At 70.5% G+C, this 16,999-nt stretch carries 15 protein-coding genes; 12 read left to right on the top strand and 3 right to left on the bottom strand.

The features are described from left to right. The first annotated feature begins 35 nt into the window (after positions 1 to 35). From asnB to ACFWYW_RS24640, 12 genes are read left to right on the top strand one after another with little or no spacing between them, the layout of a single operon-like run. The gene (gene asnB / locus ACFWYW_RS24695; protein ID WP_379618198.1) at positions 36 to 1,877 is read left to right on the top strand and encodes an asparagine synthase (glutamine-hydrolyzing); all 1,842 of its coding nucleotides are present in this window, start codon (positions 36 to 38) and stop codon (positions 1,875 to 1,877) included. Positions 1,878 to 1,896: 19 nt separating this feature from the next. Beyond that, positions 1,897 to 3,021 (top strand): enduracididine biosynthesis enzyme MppP, encoded by a 1,125-nt coding sequence (mppP, locus tag ACFWYW_RS24690; RefSeq protein WP_379618200.1) that lies wholly within the window; start codon positions 1,897 to 1,899, stop codon positions 3,019 to 3,021. Continuing rightward, on the top strand, positions 3,018 to 4,136 hold the full coding sequence (locus ACFWYW_RS24685; protein WP_379618202.1) for a PLP-dependent aminotransferase family protein: 1,119 nt from the start codon (positions 3,018 to 3,020) through the stop codon (positions 4,134 to 4,136). Before mppP ends, ACFWYW_RS24685 begins: the two co-directional genes overlap by 4 nt. After that, a complete protein-coding gene (locus tag ACFWYW_RS24680) occupies positions 4,133 to 4,456 on the top strand; it encodes a TcmI family type II polyketide cyclase (protein ID WP_379618204.1) in 324 nt (107 codons plus the stop codon). The genes ACFWYW_RS24685 and ACFWYW_RS24680 overlap by 4 nt, the downstream gene beginning before the upstream one ends. A 2-nt stretch (positions 4,457 to 4,458) precedes the next feature. Beyond that, positions 4,459 to 4,911: an SRPBCC family protein gene (locus ACFWYW_RS24675; protein ID WP_379618206.1), complete on the top strand. Its 453-nt coding sequence runs from the start codon at positions 4,459 to 4,461 to the stop codon at positions 4,909 to 4,911. Between the two features lie 4 nt (positions 4,912 to 4,915). Beyond that, the gene (locus ACFWYW_RS24670; protein WP_379618208.1) at positions 4,916 to 5,380 is read left to right on the top strand and encodes an anthrone oxygenase family protein; all 465 of its coding nucleotides are present in this window, start codon (positions 4,916 to 4,918) and stop codon (positions 5,378 to 5,380) included. Next, positions 5,377 to 5,952 (top strand): antibiotic biosynthesis monooxygenase family protein, encoded by a 576-nt coding sequence (locus tag ACFWYW_RS24665; RefSeq protein ID WP_379618210.1) that lies wholly within the window; start codon positions 5,377 to 5,379, stop codon positions 5,950 to 5,952. Before ACFWYW_RS24670 ends, ACFWYW_RS24665 begins: the two co-directional genes overlap by 4 nt. An 8-nt stretch (positions 5,953 to 5,960) precedes the next feature. Further along, positions 5,961 to 7,604: an acetyl-CoA carboxylase carboxyl transferase subunit alpha gene (gene accA, locus ACFWYW_RS24660; RefSeq protein ID WP_379618212.1), complete on the top strand. Its 1,644-nt coding sequence runs from the start codon at positions 5,961 to 5,963 to the stop codon at positions 7,602 to 7,604. A gap of 4 nt (positions 7,605 to 7,608) precedes the next feature. Next, a complete protein-coding gene (locus ACFWYW_RS24655) occupies positions 7,609 to 8,079 on the top strand; it encodes an acetyl-CoA carboxylase biotin carboxyl carrier protein (RefSeq protein ID WP_379618214.1) in 471 nt (156 codons plus the stop codon). 11 nt (positions 8,080 to 8,090) lie between these two features. Further along, the gene (locus tag ACFWYW_RS24650) at positions 8,091 to 9,425 is read left to right on the top strand and encodes an acetyl/propionyl/methylcrotonyl-CoA carboxylase subunit alpha (protein ID WP_379618216.1); all 1,335 of its coding nucleotides are present in this window, start codon (positions 8,091 to 8,093) and stop codon (positions 9,423 to 9,425) included. After that, positions 9,422 to 10,081 (top strand): class I SAM-dependent methyltransferase, encoded by a 660-nt coding sequence (locus ACFWYW_RS24645; protein ID WP_379618218.1) that lies wholly within the window; start codon positions 9,422 to 9,424, stop codon positions 10,079 to 10,081. The genes ACFWYW_RS24650 and ACFWYW_RS24645 overlap by 4 nt, the downstream gene beginning before the upstream one ends. A gap of 10 nt (positions 10,082 to 10,091) precedes the next feature. Then, on the top strand, positions 10,092 to 11,099 hold the full coding sequence (locus ACFWYW_RS24640; RefSeq protein WP_379618220.1) for a methyltransferase: 1,008 nt from the start codon (positions 10,092 to 10,094) through the stop codon (positions 11,097 to 11,099). Between the two features lie 763 nt (positions 11,100 to 11,862). On the opposite strand, the gene ACFWYW_RS24635 is transcribed toward ACFWYW_RS24640, so the two are convergent. The 3 genes from ACFWYW_RS24635 to ACFWYW_RS24625 all read right to left on the bottom strand — a co-directional run bounded on the left by ACFWYW_RS24635 (position 11,863) and on the right by ACFWYW_RS24625 (position 16,479). Further along, entirely contained in the window at positions 11,863 to 12,522 is a 660-nt protein-coding gene (locus ACFWYW_RS24635; RefSeq protein ID WP_379618222.1) for a RadC family protein, read from the bottom strand. Between the two features lie 32 nt (positions 12,523 to 12,554). Then, positions 12,555 to 15,650, bottom strand: a complete 3,096-nt coding sequence (locus ACFWYW_RS24630; RefSeq protein WP_379618224.1) for a glycoside hydrolase N-terminal domain-containing protein — start codon at positions 15,648 to 15,650, stop codon at positions 12,555 to 12,557. Positions 15,651 to 15,762: 112 nt separating this feature from the next. Next, on the bottom strand, positions 15,763 to 16,479 hold the full coding sequence (locus ACFWYW_RS24625; RefSeq protein ID WP_379618226.1) for a GntR family transcriptional regulator: 717 nt from the start codon (positions 16,477 to 16,479) through the stop codon (positions 15,763 to 15,765). Positions 16,480 to 16,999: the final 520 nt, after the last annotated feature.

Here is a 16,999-nt window from a genome sequence, read left to right as displayed (position 1 = left end):
GCAAGCGTCCCCGAATCGCGCGGAGGAACTGGCGGATGGCCGGCATCGCAGGATGGGTGGATTTCCACCGTGATCTCGCATTGGACCGCAACATCGTGCTCGCGCAGCTCGGCGCGCTCGCGTGGCGCGGCTCGGACGGCGAGGGCCTGTGGGCCTCCTCGCGCGCCGTGCTCGGCCACCGGCGCAGAGCCGCGCTCGACCTGGGCGGCGGCGCCCAGCCCATGGCGCACGGCGGCGCCGTCCTCGCCTTCGACGGCGAGATCTACAACCACGACGCGCTACGGGCCGAGCTGAAGGCGCTCGGCCACACGTTCGCCACCCGCAGCGACACCGAGGTGCTGCTGCACGCCTACCTGGAGTGGGGCGAGCGCTGCCCCGAGCACCTGGACGGCATGTTCGCCTTCGCGATCTGGGACACCGGCCGCGAGCGGCTGCTGCTGGTCCGCGACCGCATGGGCGTCAAGCCGATGTTCTACTACCCGACCGTCTCCGGCGTCGTCTTCGCCTCGGAGCCGAAGGGCGTGCTCGCCCACCCGCTCGTCGAGCGGGTGGCCGACCTCGACGGCCTGCGCGAGCTGCTCGCCTTCACCAGCAGTGTCGGCCGCAGCCCGGTCAAGGGCATGCGGCGCGTACGGCCCGGCGAGGTCGTCACCGTCAGCCGCTCCGGCGTCCACGAGCACCTCTACTGGCGACTGGCGGCCAGGCCGCACACCGACGACCATGACACCACCGTGGCCCGCGTCCGCGAGCTGCTCGAACACTCGGTGGCCCAGCAGCTCGACGCCGACGTCCCCGTGGGCGTGCTGCTGTCCGGCGGCCTCGACTCCAGCACGGTCGCCGCGATCGCCGCGAAGATCCTGGCCGAGCGGGGCGACGGGCCGTTGCGCACGTTCACCGTCGGCTACCCCGGCGGCGCCGCGGGCGGCCCCGGGCCGATGCGGGCCAGTGAGGACGCGCCCTACGCCCGCGAGGTGGCCGCGCACATCGGCTCCGAGCACGAGTTCGTCGAACTGGACGGCGTCGCCGTCACCGACCCGGTGCTGCGGCGCACCGCGGTCGCCGCCCAGCAGGACCTGCCGGTCGCCGCGCCCCAGTTCCCCGCGTCCCTGCGGGCGCTGGCCAGGCGCGTCAGCGAGAAGGTCAGCGTCGTGCTGGCCGGCGAGCAGGCCGACACCGTCTTCGCCTCCTTCATGGGCATGGACCGGCCCGAGGTCGTCGCCGCCCAGACCTACCCGTGGGTCGCCGCCACCGCCCACCACCTGCCGCCCGACGGGCTCGGCACCGGGTTGTTCGCGCCCGACCTGCTCAAGGAGCTCGACGTGCCCGGCTACTGCGCCGACCGGTACCGCGAGGATCTGGCCGGCATGCCGTACCTGGAGGGGGAGGACCAGGACGAGCGGCGCATGCGCGAGATCTACTACCTGCACCTGCGGGGGTGGCAGGAGTTCGGCTGCGCGCTCGACGACGGCGTCAGCCTGGCCGGCGGGCTGGAGCTGCGCTGGCCGTTCTGCGACCACCAGCTCGTCGAATACCTCTTCAACGTGCCGTGGGCGATGAAGACCTTCGACGGCAAGCCCAAGAGCCTGCTCAGGGCGGCCGTCGCCGACCTGCTGCCCGCCTCCGTCCTGGAGCGGGGGCCCAGCCAGTTCCCCACCGGCCGCGACCCGGGGTACGCGCCGCTGCTGAAGTCGGAGCTCGGCCGGCTCCTCGACGACTCCGGCGCCCCCGTCCTGCCGCTCATCGACACGGGCAGGGCCAGGGCGCTGCTGGAGTCGCCGATCGAGCCCAAGCGGGCGTGGCGCGACCTGACCGACATGGAGTCGGTCCTGCAGATCAACCAATGGTTTGACCAGCACAGCATCCGGATTTCCCGGTAGAACACGACGGGGCGTAGAGATGATCTCGAGCAATGTCAACCTCACCGAACTCGAAATCCTGGCTCTCGACAGCGAGCTGAACGTGGCCGACGGCCACGCCCGCCAGGAGCTCAGCGACGGCCAGCAGCGCATCATCGACGAGCTGTCCACGCTCTTCCAGAAGGCCGCGATGCAGCCGATCGCCGACCTGGAAAGGACCGCGCACCGGACCTTCTTCCAGCTCCTCGGCCAGCACCGCTACCCCGTGGGCGACAACGCGGTGCTCAGCTGCTACGCCTCGTCCGTGGCCATGGAGATCCTGGCCAGGTCGCTGGTGACGACGTCGGACGCGGTCGGGCTGGTGCATCCGACCTTCGACAACATCCCCGACATCCTGCGCGGCGTGGGGCTACGGCTGGTGCCGGTCGAAGAGGAGCCGCTGCACACCGGGGACCCGGCGCTGGCCGTACCGGAGGGGGTGGGGTGCGTCTTCATCACCACGCCCAACAACCCGACCGGCCGGGTACTGTCGGCCCGGCGGCTGGCCGAGGTGGCCGAGGTGTGCAGGGAGCGCGACGTCGTGCTGGCCCTGGACACCTCCTTCCGCGGCTTCGACACCCGCGCCCACTACGACCACTACGCGGTGCTGGAGGCCAGCGGCTGCCGGTGGGTCGTCATCGAGGACACCGGCAAGCTCTGGGCGACGCTCGACCTCAAGGTCGGCCTACTGGCCTACAGCCGCAACATCGGCCTGCCGATCCCCAAGATCTACTCCGACATCCTGCTCGGCGTCTCGCCGTTCATCCTGACCCTCGTCGAGCACTTCGCCGAGGACGCGGCCAACGGCGGCCTGTCCGACCTGCACGCCTTCATCGCCGAGGGCCGCGCGATCGTGCGCGGCGTCCTGGGCGACGTGCCCGGCGTCAGCTTCCCCGACCCCGACAGCCGGGTCAGCGTGGAGCGGGTCGACCTCGGCCACCTGCGCTGCGACGACATCTGGGACGAACTGCACAAGCGTCAGGTCTACGCGCTGCCCTGCACCCAGTTCCACTGGGCCGAGCCTGCCCGGGGCGACCGCTCCCTGCGCATCGCGCTGGCCAGGCCGCACAGCTCCATCCGCGCCGCGGCCGAAGAGCTGCGCGCCGTCCTGCTGGCCGCGGGGTGAGCCCGTACTGGCGTACCGGAATCGTGCAGGACGTCGCGCCGCCCGGGATCACCGACCTGGCCCCCGGCTACCTCGACCCCGCCCTGCTCCCCGTGGACCTGCTCGCCGCCGCCTACGACAAGGCCTTCTCCCGGTACGGCCCCGCCGCCCTCTCCTACGGCGAGAACCAGGGCGTCCAGCCCCTGCGCGAAGCCCTCGCCGAACGCGCCGGCTGCGGGCCCGAGCACATCCTGATCACCGCGGGCACCTCCCACGCCCTGCACATGCTGGCCACCACGCTGGCCGAGCCGGGCGACGTGGTCCTGTGCGAGCCGACCGCCTACGACTACGGCAAGCAGATCTTCACCGACCGGGGGCTGCGCCTGGCCCCGTTCGCCGCCGACGAGGCGGGACCGGAACCGGACGCGCTGGCCGCCGCCATCCGCAGGCACCGGGCCGTCGGCAGGCGGATCGCGTTCGCCTACCTGATCCCCACCTTCCACAACCCGACCGGGCGGCTGGTGGGGGAGGAGCGGCGCCTGGCGCTGCTGGACGTGGCCCGCGAGCACGACGTCCTCGTCGTGGAGGACGACGCCTACGCCGAGTTGTGCCTGGACGAGCTGACCATGCCGGCGCCGATGGCCGCGCTGGCCGGCTACGAGGGAGTGGTCAGGCTCTGCTCGTTCGCCAAGACGCTCGGGCCGGGACTGCGGCTCGGCTGGATGCTGGCCGCGCCGCCCATGGTGGCAGCAGCCGCCGCCAGCGGGCTGCTGTCCAGCGGTGGCGGGCTCAACCACCTGGCCTCGCTCGCGGTCACCACCCTCATCGAGGACGGCGGCTACGACGCCAGGCTCACCATGCTCCGCAAGGAACTGGGCGCCCGCCGGGACGCCCTGGTCAAGGGCCTGGGCACGGCCTGCTTCGCCCGGCCGCCGCACGGCGGGTTCTTCCTGTGGGTGCGCGGCGCCAGCGAGGAGCACATGCTGGCCGCCGCCGCGCGGGCCGGGATCCGGGTGGCCGCGGGCTCCCGGTTCGGCCGGCCGCCGACGCCCGCCGTACGCCTGAGCTACAGCTTCAACCCCCCGGACACCCTCTTCCAGGCCGGCCGCCGGCTGACCCAACACCAGAAGGGATGACCATGCAGCGAACGCTCATCGTGGCGAAGATGGACGCGGCGAACGCCGACGCCGTCGCCGCCCTCTTCGCCAAGTCGGACGCCTCCGAGCTGCCCCACCTCATCGGGGCCAAGCGGCGCACCCTGTTCCGCTTCCACGACCTCTACTTCCACCTGGTCGAGGCCGGCGAGGACATCACCGACGGGCTTTACAAGGCCAGGAGCACGGAGCTCTACAAGGAGCTCAACACCGGCCTCAGCGAGTTCATCTCGCCCTACGACCCGAACTGGCGTGAGCCCAAGGACGCCATGGCCACGCCCTTCTACCACTGGGAGGCCTGATCATGGCCGGCCACACCGACAACGCCATCGACATCGCCGCCCCGCTCGACCTGGTCTGGAAGATGACCAACGACGTCGAGTCGTGGCCCGAGCTGTTCAGCGAGTACGCCGCCACCGAGATCCTCGCCCGCGACGGTCACACGATCAGGTTCCGGCTCACCATGCACCCCGACCCGCAGGGCAACAAGTGGAGCTGGGTCTCCGAGCGCACCTCCGACCCCGAGACCAGGACCGTACGCGCCCACCGCGTCGAGACCGGCTGGTTCAAGTACATGAACCTCTTCTGGGAGTACACCGAGCCCGCGCCCGGCCGGGTACGCATGCGCTGGGTCCAGGACTTCGAGATGAAGCCCGTCTCCCCGGTGGACGACGCCGCCATGCGCGAGCGCCTGAACACCAACACCGCTGTCCAGATGCAGCGGATCAAGGGCCTGGTCGAGCAGGCGGCGGGCTGAGCCGATGGGCGTCCTGGTCTCACAGATCTCCATCGCGCTGAGCGGCCTGGTCGCGGGCATGCTCCTGTGGTCGGCGATCGGCGGCGTGCCCTGGATGCGCCGCCTGCCCGCCGGCGAGTACGTGCGGCTGCACCAGTACTGGTCGCCCCGGTTCGACCCGCTCGGGCCGATCATGGTGATCGGCGTGCTGGCGTGCGACGTCTACCTGCTGCTGGTCGCGCCCACCAAGGGCGCGCGATACCTGCTCGGTACGCTCATCGCGGCACTGGTCGCGGTCATCGTGATCTCCGCGACCCGCAACGCCGTGCTGAAGAAGCGGGTCATGCGGCTCGACCCCGACGACCTGCCCGCCGACTGGTCGCAGCGCGACCCCCGTCCCGCCTTCGGCAAGTGGAACATGGTCAGGACCGTCATCACGGTGCTGGTCTTCCTCGGCAACGTCGAGGCCATGGCGGTGTACACGCTGTGACCTTCCGCGTGCTGCTCGACATCCAGGTACGGCCCGGCCAGGAGGACGCCTTCGAGCGCACCTGGCGCGAGGTCGCCGAGGGCATCGCCGCCCACCCCGCCAACCGGGGGCAGAGCCTGCTGCGCGGCGAGGACGCCTACTACGTGATCACCGACTGGACCGACGAGTCCGCGTTCCGGCAATTCGAACTCAGCCCCGCGCACGTCGACAACCGCGCGCGGCTGGCCCCTTACCGAACAGGAGGCTCCATGGCCACCATGCCGACCGACCACGAGCGGGTCCGGGTCATCCTCTGGTACCGCGTGCCGAAGGAGGAGGTGCAGCCGCTGTCGAAGACGTACCAGCAGATCAGCGAGCAGCTCGTCGGCACCCCCGGCATGCTCGGCAACGAGCTCCTGCACTCCCAGGTGAACGAGACCACCATGGCCGTCACCAGCTACTGGGAGAGCTACCAGCACCTCCAGGACTGGGTGCACAGCAGCAGCCACCGCCACACCAGCCCGCTGCGCCCCTACCTCGACATCGCCCGCGAGCAGCCCTACGAGACCTTCACCGTGGTCTCGGCGTTCTAGGAGGAGTCGTGGACGAGAGGTGGATCCGCTGCCGGCGCTGCCAGGCGATGATCCATCACCGCCGGTTCGGCAGGGCGCTGGGCGTCTGCCCCGAGTGCGGGTGCCATCATCCCGTCACCGCGGGGCAGCGGGTGGAGCAGCTGCTCGACCCGGGCTCGTTCCGGCCCTTCGAGACGCCGGAGGTGGTGGAGGACCCGCTGGGGTTCGTCGACGCGGTGCCGTACCCGGACAGGATCGCGGCGGCGCGGACGGCGACCGGCCTCGACGAGGCCGCCGTCGGCGGCCGGGGGACGATCGGCGGGCGGCCCGTCGTGCTGGTCGTCATGGACTTCCGCTTTCTCGGCGGCAGCCTCGGCGCCGCCGTCGGAGAGCTGGTCACCCTCGCCGCCGAGACCGCGGCGGCCGAGCGGGCGCCGCTGGTCACCGTGACCGCCTCGGGCGGCGCCCGGATGCAGGAGGGCGTGATCGCGCTCATGCAGATGGCCAAGACCGCCCAGGCCTTCGCCGGTCTGGACGCGGCCGGGGTGCTGTCGGTCTCGGTGATCGCCGATCCCACCTTCGGCGGGGTGGCCGCCTCGTTCGCGACGCTGGCCGACGTCATCCTCATCGAGCCGGGGGCGCGGCTGGGCTTCGCCGGGCCCCGGGTCATCCAGCAGACGATCAGGCAGGAGCTGCCGGACGGCTTCCAGACGGCCGAGTTCCTGCTGGAGCACGGGATGGTCGACGCGATCGTGCCGCGTTCCGGGCTGCGCGCGACGCTGTCGTCGCTGGTATCGGCTTCTTCGGGAGTCTCGCGTTCGGGTGTTTCGCCGGATTTCGAGGCTGTCGCGCCGTTCGTCCCGCCGTCGCGTGAACCCTGGGATGTGGTACGGCTGGCGCGCGAGACCGGCCGCCCCACCACCGCCGACTACGCCGGCCTCGTCCTCGACGATTTCCTGCGCCTGCACGGCGACCGGGTCTTCGGTGACTCCCCGTCGATCGTGGCCGGCATCGGCCGCCTCGACGGGCTCCCGCTGATGCTCATCGGCCACCAGAAGGGCCACACCACCCGCGACCGCACGGCCTCCAACTTCGGCATGCCCTCACCCGAGGGCTACCGGATGGCCGGCCGGCTGATGCGCCTGGCCGACAAGCTCGGCCTGCCCGTCCTCACCCTCGTCGACACGCCCGGCGCCTACCCCGGCCTGTCCGCCGAGGAACGCGGCCAGGCGCTGGCCATCGCCGAGAGCCAGCGCCTCATGGCCCAGCTCACCGTGCCCGTCGTCACCGTCGTCACCGGCGAGGGCGGCAGCGGCGGCGCGCTCGCGCTCGCCGTCGCCAACCGCGTCCTCATCAGCGCCAACGCCTGGTACTCCGTGATCACGCCCGAGGGGTGCGCCTCGATCCTGTGGAAGAGCGCCGCGGAGGCGCCGCGGGCCGCCGCCGCGCTCAAGGTCGAGGCGGGCGAACTGCTGCGGCTGCGCGTGGTGGACGCGGTCGTCGAGGAGCCCGACGGGGGCGCGCACACCGACCCCGTCAAGGCCGCCGCCCTGCTCGGCGCCGCCGTCCGCGCCGCCTTCGCAGAACTGCTCCCGCTGTCCGGCCCCGAGCTGGTACGGCAGCGCCGCGACCGGTTCCGGCGCTTCGGCGTCCCAGAACTCACCCGGAGGTGAATCCATGACCGAGCTCCCCAACGACAGCGACTTCGACACGCTGTGCGAGGCGGCGACCAGACTGGTCTCCCTGCTGCCGCATCCGCCGGCCACGCTCAAGATCTCGCACGGGCTGGCCAGCGCCGAGCTGACCTGGAGCGACGGCTTCCCCGCCGTGGTGACCACGACGGTGGACCCGCCGCTTCCCGACGACGGGCACATCCAGGTGCGGGCCCCGCTCGTCGGCACCTTCTACCGGGCGCCCGAGCCGGGGGCGGCGCCGTACGTCTCCGTCGGCGACACCGTCGAGGTCGGCCAGCAGATCGGGATCGTCGAGTCGATGAAGCTCATGAACCCGATCGTCGCCGAGGCCCCCGGCCGCGTCGTCGAGATCCCCGCGGCCGACGCGGCGCCGGTCGAGTACGACCAGCCGCTCGTGGTCATCGCGCCGGGCGACTCCTCGGCCTGCGACACCCTCTTCCCCGGGGCGCGATGATGTTCGGCACCGTGTTGATCGCCAACCGGGGCGAGATCGCGCTACGGGTGGGGCGTACCTGCCGGGAGCTCGGCATCAGGACCGTCGCCGTGCACTCCGCGGCCGACGCGCCGCCCGACTGGGCCGACCGGACCATCAGGATCGGCCCCGCCCCGGCCCGGCGCAGCTACCTCAACGCCGCCGCCCTCGTCGAGGCCGCCCTGCAGTCCGGCGCCGACGCCGTGCACCCCGGCTACGGATTCCTGTCGGAGGACGCGGAGTTCGCCCGCATCTGCGAGGAGTACGGGCTGACGTTCATCGGCCCGTCCGCCGACGTCATCGAGGCCATGGGCGACAAGGCCGCTGCCCGCGCCACCATGAGCGCGGCCGGGGTCCCCGTACTGCCCGGCAGCCTGCACGCGGTCGAGGAGGAAGAAGGCCGCCGGCTCGCCGACGAGGTCGGCTACCCGGTCGTCATCAAGGCCGTCGCCGGGGGCGGCGGGCGTGGCATGGCCATCGTGTACTCCGGCGACGACTTCCCCGGCTCCTACCGGCGGGTGCGGGCCGAGGCCCAGCTCCTGTTCGGCGACGACCGGGTCTGCCTGGAGCGCTACCTGCGGGCCGCGCACCACGTGGAGATCCAGGTGATCTGCGACGCGCACGGCAACGCCGTACACCTGGGCGAACGCGACTGCTCCACCCAGCGGCGCCGCCAGAAGCTCCTGGAGGAGACCCCGTCGCCCGCCGTCGCGCCCGAGCTAGCCGAGCGGATGGCGCAGGCCGCGCTCGCCGGCGCCCGCGCCATCGGCTACCGCGGCCTCGGCACCTTCGAGTTCCTCGTCGACGACGACACCGGCGACTACTTCTTCATCGAGACCAACTGCCGCATCCAGGTCGAACACCCCGTCACCGAACTGGTCACCGGCCTCGACCTGGTCAGCGAGCAACTCGCCGTCGCCTCAGGACACCCTCTGCCGTTCCGGCAGGAAGACGTCGTACGGCGGGGCGCGGCGCTCGAATGCCGCATCAACGCCGAAGACCCCGAGCGGAACTTCGCCCCCGCCCCCGGCCTCATCGAGGAGTTCACGCCGCCCGGCGGCCCGTTCGTCCGCGTGGACACCCACGTCCGGGCCGGAACCCGCATCCCGCCCGACTACGACCCCATGATCGCCAAGATCGTCACCTGGGGCGCCGACCGGGACCAGGCCATCGACCGCATGGACCGGGCCCTGTCCGAGCTGCGCGTCACCGGGCCGGGACTGCGCACCAACACCGCCTTCCTGCGCGAGGTGCTCGCCACCCCCGTCTTCCGCAAAGGCGCCCACACCACCGGCTTCATCGACCACCTCACCAAGGGAGAGACATGACGACCCTTCCGGATACCGAGATCAACCTCGTCCGCGACGAGAAAGGAGAGGTGACGCTCTACATCGGCGAAGTCCAGGCCATGCAGGGCTGGGAACGTTCCCTCATGTGGCGCTCGGCCGACCTGCTGTGCGAGCGCGGCGGCGAGTTCCTGGAGGTCGGCCTCGGGCTCGGCTACTCCGCCCTGCGCATCGCCGGGCGCGCCGACACCTACCGGCACACCGTCGTCGAGAAACACCCCAAGGTCATCGAACTGTTCCGCGAGGCCAACCCCGACGTGCCCGCCACCCTGGAGATCGTCGAAGCCGACTTCTTCGACTACGTGGAGACCCTCAGGCCCGAAAGCTACGACGGCGTCTTCTTCGACCCCGAACTGCCCAAGGCCATCTTCGAGGACCGGGCCAGGCTCGACGCGTTCATGCCCAAGGTGGTGCGCGCGCTGCGCCCCGGCGGCACGTTCGTGCCCATGTTCTCCCTCGACGGCGACGTGCCCGACGCCGCCACCTGCACCGCCTCCGCCGCCACCATCCTCGAACGCTACCTGCGCTTCTTCGACCGCGTGGTCGTCGAGCGGCAGCCGTACCACGCCTATGCCACCACCGCCTACACGCCGAGCACCCGCGGCGACGCCTTCATCCTCTGCTTCACCAAGGACTAGGAGACAGCCCATGACGCTGACCGCAGCTTCCCTGATCAAGACGGCCACCGGCTTCTACGAGGCCCAGGCCCTCTACGCCGCCGTAGAACTCGGCGTCTTCTCCAAGGTCGCCGACGGCCCCGTCCCCTACGAGCGCCTGCGCGACGACCTCGGCCTCCACCAGAACGTCGCCGGCGACTTCCTCGACGCGCTCGTCGCCATGCGCCTGCTCACCAGGGACGCGAGCGGCTACGGCCCGACCGCCGCCGCCAGCGCGTACCTCACCCCCGGCGCCCCCGAGTACATCGGCGGCTTCCTCGCCCTCAACCAGCGTCGCCTCTACCCCGCGTGGGGCGACCTGACCTCCTTCCTGAAGACCGCCGCCAACCTGGCTCACGGCGCCAAGGTCGACGACCCCATGCCCGCCCTGTACGCCACCCCCCAGCGCACCCGCTCCTTCGCCGAAGGCATGGACGGCTACGCCACCCTCCTCGGCCGCCCCATCTCCGAGAAGTTCGACTGGTCCTCGGTGAAGTCCTTCGCCGACCTCGGCGGCTGCCGCGGCATGCTCACCACCCGCATCGCCGCCGCCCACCCCCACCTGGAGGGCGTCACCTTCGACCTGGCCCCCCTCAACCCCCTGTTCGACGAGCTGGTGGCATCTACCGACCTGGGCACCCGAGTCCGCTTCCAGGCCGGCAGCTTCTTCACCGACCCGCTGCCCGAGACCGAGGTGTACGTGATCGGGCACGTGCTCCACGACTGGGTCGAATCCCAGCGCCGCCAGATCATCCAGCGCGCCTACGACCACCTGCCCGCGGGCGGCGCGCTGCTCATCTACGACAGCATGATCGACGACCAGCGGGAGGAGTCGGCGTTCGGGTTGCTGATGAGCTTGAACATGGCGCTGCTCAGCGGCTCGTCGGAGTACACGATCGCGCAGGGGGAGGGGTGGCTGCGTGAGGCGGGATTCCAGGTGGACAGCCCGGTAGCCCTGAACGAACTCACCACCCTCCTGATCGGCCGCAAACCCCTCTAACCGCCAACCGGCGCCGGGCCCACCACCAGGTCCCCCGGCGCCACCCACCCCTCCACCCACCCCTCACCTGCCCCTCCACCCAGCTCCCTCCACTCACGCCCTGCCCTCACCCTGGTCCTCCGCCCCAGCCCTCCCTCCGCGCGCCCCTCCACCCCCCTCAACCCACGCCCTGCCCCTCACCTCAGTCCTCCGCTCCACCCCTTCGCGCGGCCCCCTTCGCGCGGCCCCCTTCGCGCGGCCCCTCCGCGCGACTCCCTCCGCGCGGCCCCCTCCTCGCGCCCCATCCCACGGCTGTCCCCGTCCGCCTTTGGCCCCGGGCCCGCTCGCTCCTGAGCCCACCCACCCTCCGCCCTGGCCCCGCCCGCCCCGGGTTGCAGGGGAGCGGGCGGACACCCGTGCTTGTCCGGCGCCGCGTCGGCGAGACGTTGCCCGGCGGCTTCCGGCGCAACGCGCACGGCCCCCCGCCCCGCCCGTCCGCCCCCGGCTACCGGGGAAGTGGGGCGCACGCCCGTGCTTGTCCGGCGCCGCGTCGGCGAGACGTTGCCCGGCGGCTTCCGGCGCAACGCGCACGGCCCCTGCCCCTTCCGGGCCCCGGCCCCTGGCCACCTGGCTCCCGGCAGTCGTCGGCATCTGGCCCACCCAACCCCGGCTCCCCGGCTGCTCACGCAACCCCGGCTCCCGACCGTCCACACCCTCGGCCCTCCCCGACGTCCCGCAACCCCGGGCAACAGCCCGCCCAGCCGTACCCCCAGGCAAAGCGCGGCTACGGGGTGGGGATGCGGCGCCAGGCGGTGTCGGTGATGATCAGGTGGTCGAGGAGGCGCAGGCCCACGGTGTCGGCCGCCTCTGCCAGGCGGGTCGTGGCGGTCAGATCGGCGGGGCTGGGGGTGAGGGTGCCGGCCGGGTGGTTGTGGGCGACCCCGAACGCGGCGCCGCCCATGGTGAGCACGGTGGTGATGATCTCGCGGACCGGGAACGGCGTGTGGTCGGCCCCGCCTTCCGTCAGGACGGTACGCCGCAAGATGCCGCCCTGGCCGTCGCACACCACGATCGCGAGCCGTTCGCGCGTGTGCCCGCGGAGCAACGGCGCGGTGACCTCGGCCAGGTCGGAACTCCCGGTGATCCTGGCCCGCTCCGGCCCGGCCTGCGCCCGCCGTACGAGATGGAAGGCGGCGGCGACGCGTGCGGCCTTCGCGGGACCCACGCCCCGGACGGCGAGCAGGCGATGGGGCTCGGCGCGGGCGAGTTCGCCGAGGTCACCGCAGTGCTCGATGACTCGCGCGGCGAGCTCGACCGCCCCGGCCCCGCGGAACCCGGACCCGAGCAGCACGGCGAGCAGCTCACGGTCGGCGAGCGCGGCGCCGCCGGACGCCATGAGGCGCTCGCGTGGCCGCTCGTGAGCGGGCAGGTCGTTGACTAGCACGAGAACTTTCTATCAACCTCCACCGACAGTATTCATGCGGGCACAATGCGATAGTTCGCACCGGATTTGGTGGGGATAAGGAGCTTGTCGCCGTGGCGGACGGCGGCGACCGGACGGCCGTTCTGGTAGACGCGTACCGGCATGCGGAACATGTCATGCCGTAGCGTCGCCAATCCCGCTTTATCAGCGCGAAGCCGTACCTCGGATGGCTCGCCGCCCTTCCAGGTCAGCCCCACCGTGTACGCACCGCGCGCACGCAGGCCGTCCACCGAGCCGTCGGCCCAGGCGGCGGGAAGGGCGGGCAGCAGGTCAAGGGCATCCAGATGGGACTGAAGGAGCATCTCCGTCATTCCCGCCGTCGCCCCGAAATTTCCGTCGATCTGGAACGGCGGATGCGTGTCCCACAGGTTGGGCAGGGTGCTGGTTCTGAGCTGGTCGCCGAGCAGTTTGTGGGCCCGGTTGCCATCGAGCAGACGCGCCCAGAAGTTGATTTTCCAGGCTTTGCTCCAGCCGGTCCCCGCGTCGGTACGAGCGTTCAGCGAGACCTTGGCGGCCTCTGCGAACTCCGGGGTGGTTCGCGGGGAGATCTGGTGCCCCGGGTGAAGCGCGTACAGATGCGAGACATGGCGGTGCGTCTCGTCCGGGTTGTCCAGGTCTTCCTTCCATTCCTGAAGCTGGCCCCACTTTCCGATGCGCAGACCGGGATCGAGCTTCTTGAGTACCTTGTTGGCCTTCGCCGCGAACGCCGGGTCGCCGGTCAGCAGCGCGGCCTCCCTGACCTCGGTGAACAGCTGCCACAAGATCTCCTGCGACATCGACGCCCCCGCCACCGACGGGCCGAGTTCGGGCGAGCGGCTGGGGATGGCGACGAGCTTGCCGTCGCGCGGGTCGGTCTGCAGGAAATCGAGCCAGAAGCGCGCGGCGTCCTTCATGACCGGGTACGCGGCCTTCTTCAGGAAGGAGCGGTCGCGGGTGAATCGGTAGTGGTCGTACAGCTGGCCGGCCAGCCACGCGCCGGACTCCGGGAAGAAATAGGCGGGATGGTCCCAAGCGCCCGTGTGGCCGAAGATGTTCGAGGCATGGTGCGCGACAAACCCATCCGCACCGTACATCTGCCGCGCCGTCACCCGTCCGGGCTCGCGCAGCCCATCGACATAGCGGGCGAACGGCTCGAACGTCTCACCGAGATTGGTCATCTCGGCAGGCCAGTAGTTCATCTGCAGGTTGATGTTGACGTGGTAGTCGGCCTGCCATGGGGGCGCCTCATGGACATTCCAGACGCCCTGCAGATTGGCGGGCAGCGATCCCGGCCGGGAGGACGAGATCAGCAGATACCGCCCGAACTGGTAGTAAAGCTGCTCAAGCGCGCGATCCGCCTGAGGTGCGGCGCCGTAGGAGGCAAGAAGCTCGTCCGTCGGTACGGCCGGCATCACCCCGCCCAGATCCACCCTCATCCGGTCGAACAGCCCCCGATAGTCCGCCTGATGCCTCGTGAGCAGCCCGTCATACCCCAGCCTGACCGCCCGATCCACCTGAGCGGTGACCTTGGCATGAGGGTCATCACCCCGATACATCGGATATTTCGCGGCATAGTCGGTGCCCGCACCGAGGATCAACACCACCTCGTCCGCACCGGTGACCGTCACCGACCCATCCGCTCCATCGGTACGGCTTCCGCCCCTGTTGACCACGTGGAGCTGGGTCTCGTACCGCATGCCGTTGCTGGCCAGGGCCCCTTTGACCGTGACGCGGCCATTGGCGGCCGTGGCGGTTCTGGTGCGGTTGGCCAGGGTGGAGATCTCGGCCTTGAACGACAGCTGACCTGGTGCGCTCGCCGACAGGCGGCCCACGATCACGCCTGCCGGGGCTGAGGCGAAATACTCCCTGGTGAAGCGGACACCCGCTGAGGTGTAGGAGACGCCTGCTACTGCTTGGGAGATGTCGAGGTAGCGGCGGTATTCGGAGGATTCCGCCGTTCCTGAGCCAGCGGGACCCAGGGCTGTCAGACCCGAGGCTGTCAGCTCTGAGTCCGTCAGTTCGGAGTCCGTCAGCCCATGGGTGGACGGGCCTCGTGGCGCTGGACGTTGCGGTGCTGGACCCGAGCCAGCCGGACCTCGCGCCGCCGGCCCTCGCGCCGTCGTACCCAAGGCGGTCGTACCCGAGGCCGTCAGACCTGGGGATGTCGGGCTGGAACTGGCCAGACCAGGGGCGGTTGACCCGGAACTTGTCGAGCCCGTGCCCGAGTCCGAGCCCGAGTTAGAGCCCGAGCCCCTGCCCGTGCCCGTGCCCGTGCCCGTGCCCGAGTCCGTGCCCGAGTCCGAGTCCGACGGACCAGCGGTCATCGGGCTGGAGGCGGGGCGTTCTGAGGGGCTGTCCGGAGCGGTGGGTGGCTGGGTGAAGGTCAGCCGGAGGTCCCCAAAGCTCTGATAGGCACCGAAGCGCCGATGGCGTGGCGAGTCGGACTTGTGCCCCAGCGCGGCCAGCACGTCCTCGGGCTTGACCCCGCCCTCTTTCCAGATACGTTCGCGAATGCCCTCAAGCGCTCCAGGCCGAGGAGTGTCCCAGTTGCCGTAGTTGTAGTCGCTGACCCCCGGCCCACCGGTCCATAAGGTCTTCTCGTTGAACTGCAGCCGCTCAGCCGCCACCCCACCGAACACCGTCGCCCCCAGCGCCCCGTTGCCGATCGGCAACGACCGCTGCTCCCACCCGCTGTCGGAATCGGGCGCTGGCTCGTCAAACCACAGCGTGTACGGCTCCGCCCCCACAGCAACCTTCTGGAAGTTCGCCGATTCAGAACGCCGATGGGCCGCCACCGGACCGGAGGCCTGCTGGATTGTCGCGCCGGCTGGAGGCCTGTGACCTGCCCAGACATGGGCAGAATCCGGTCGCGCGGCACCCGTGAAGGACCCTCGCGACTCCGCACCGGTGCCGGTCGGCGCCACCGTAGTGGACCCCCGCTCTCCGGGCGCTCTCCGCGCCGTCCCGCCCTGCTGGGAAAAGGCCGCGCGGGTCATGGCGTCGCCTGTCGGCGGTCCGTCGGTTTGCGGGTCTTCGTGTGCCGGGGCGCCTTCGGCCCGAATGTCTGCCCCCGCCGGAGGCGCCACCAGCATCACCGCGACCATGGTCATTCCCGCCAGCATCCTTGGACTCATCGGCACTCCATACATCGGAGGTATTGCCGTGACGATAACCAGAGATTACGGTCGAATCCAGACTTGATCGGAAGGAACGTCCGATGAATTACATGGGCATGCTGTACACCACCTGGAATCGGTCGCCAGGGATCACGATGTCGCTCGTCTCGACCGGGCGGTCGCCGGCCCAATGAGTCCGTTCGACGTGGAGAACGTGCACCCCGGCCGGAAGGTCCAGAGCGTCACTCTCCGTAGGGCGCGGCACGCGCGTGCGCACGGTCTCCACAATCTCCGTGATCTTGATGCCGTGCGCGGACATTCGGGTCACCAGGCTGCGCCGTTCGTCCTCCGAGTGCGCCGCGAACTCGATCGGCTCATACGAGGTGGCCAACTGCAGCGGCTTGCCGTCGCCACGGAAGACGTATCGGGTACGCGAGACCGTCACGGACTCGTCGACACGCAGCCGCCGGGCGATGTCCGGCCCGGCTTCGGCGGGCTCGCTGTGCCAGTCCCAGGTCACACGCCTGCCCTGCGACTGCAGGTCAGCGGCGAAGGGGGCCGGGTGGTCGAGAAATCGCCAACGGTGCAGCGGGGACAGCTCTGGCTGTTCCCGTACGTAATGGCCGGAGCCCACGCGGCCGATGATGAGACCTTCGGCGGCCAGCACACGCAGCGCGTGCCGCGCCGCGGTCTCGCCGACCTGGTACTTACGGGTGAGTTGCGCCCGTGAGGGGATGGGCGCGCCGGGGAGGAGGGTGCCGTCGTTGATCTGCCGCCGAATGTCTTCGACGACGCGCAGGTAGACCGGATCAGAGGTGGCCACTAGTGCATCCCTGGGGTTCGTGTGAGGCGTTGCCCCATGTTGCCGTATTCGGCAGGTAACCATCCGTCATCGCCGAGTGTTGGAGTACCAACTTTGCGATGGCGGAAAATTGTCCGCGAAACCCTGTAACGCGGGTGTAAGGGTGACCGATTCTCCGTTAGAGGTCGTCGATGTGTGTACCCCCGAGCACATATCGGCGGCCTCTTCCATTTCCAGGACACGACCGGACGCGCTGCCGAAACCCCCCATGTGGCGATACGGGCCCCCGGTAACCACCCCCACCCTGGCCACAAACATCCACCACCAACCGCAACCCCTGACCAAGCACCGAAACCGGTCCAGGGCCGCTTGCACCAGCAGGTAGACGGCATCACGCCATGACCTGCGGATTCGGCCAAGCCGCGTGAACGAAGCGAGAGCCACATCAGAACCTGTTCCTGGTCGTGGGCGGTGGTGCCCACCTGGGGATAGGCTCGGGCTCTACACCATGAGCTGTGGGCTACGGACAATCTGTCGCTGT

Origin of the sequence: Nonomuraea sp. NPDC059023 (genome assembly GCF_042740095.1) — a bacterium.
Taxonomy (GTDB): domain Bacteria; phylum Actinomycetota; class Actinomycetes; order Streptosporangiales; family Streptosporangiaceae; genus Nonomuraea.
This window is presented reverse-complemented; position numbering and strand designations above follow the sequence as displayed.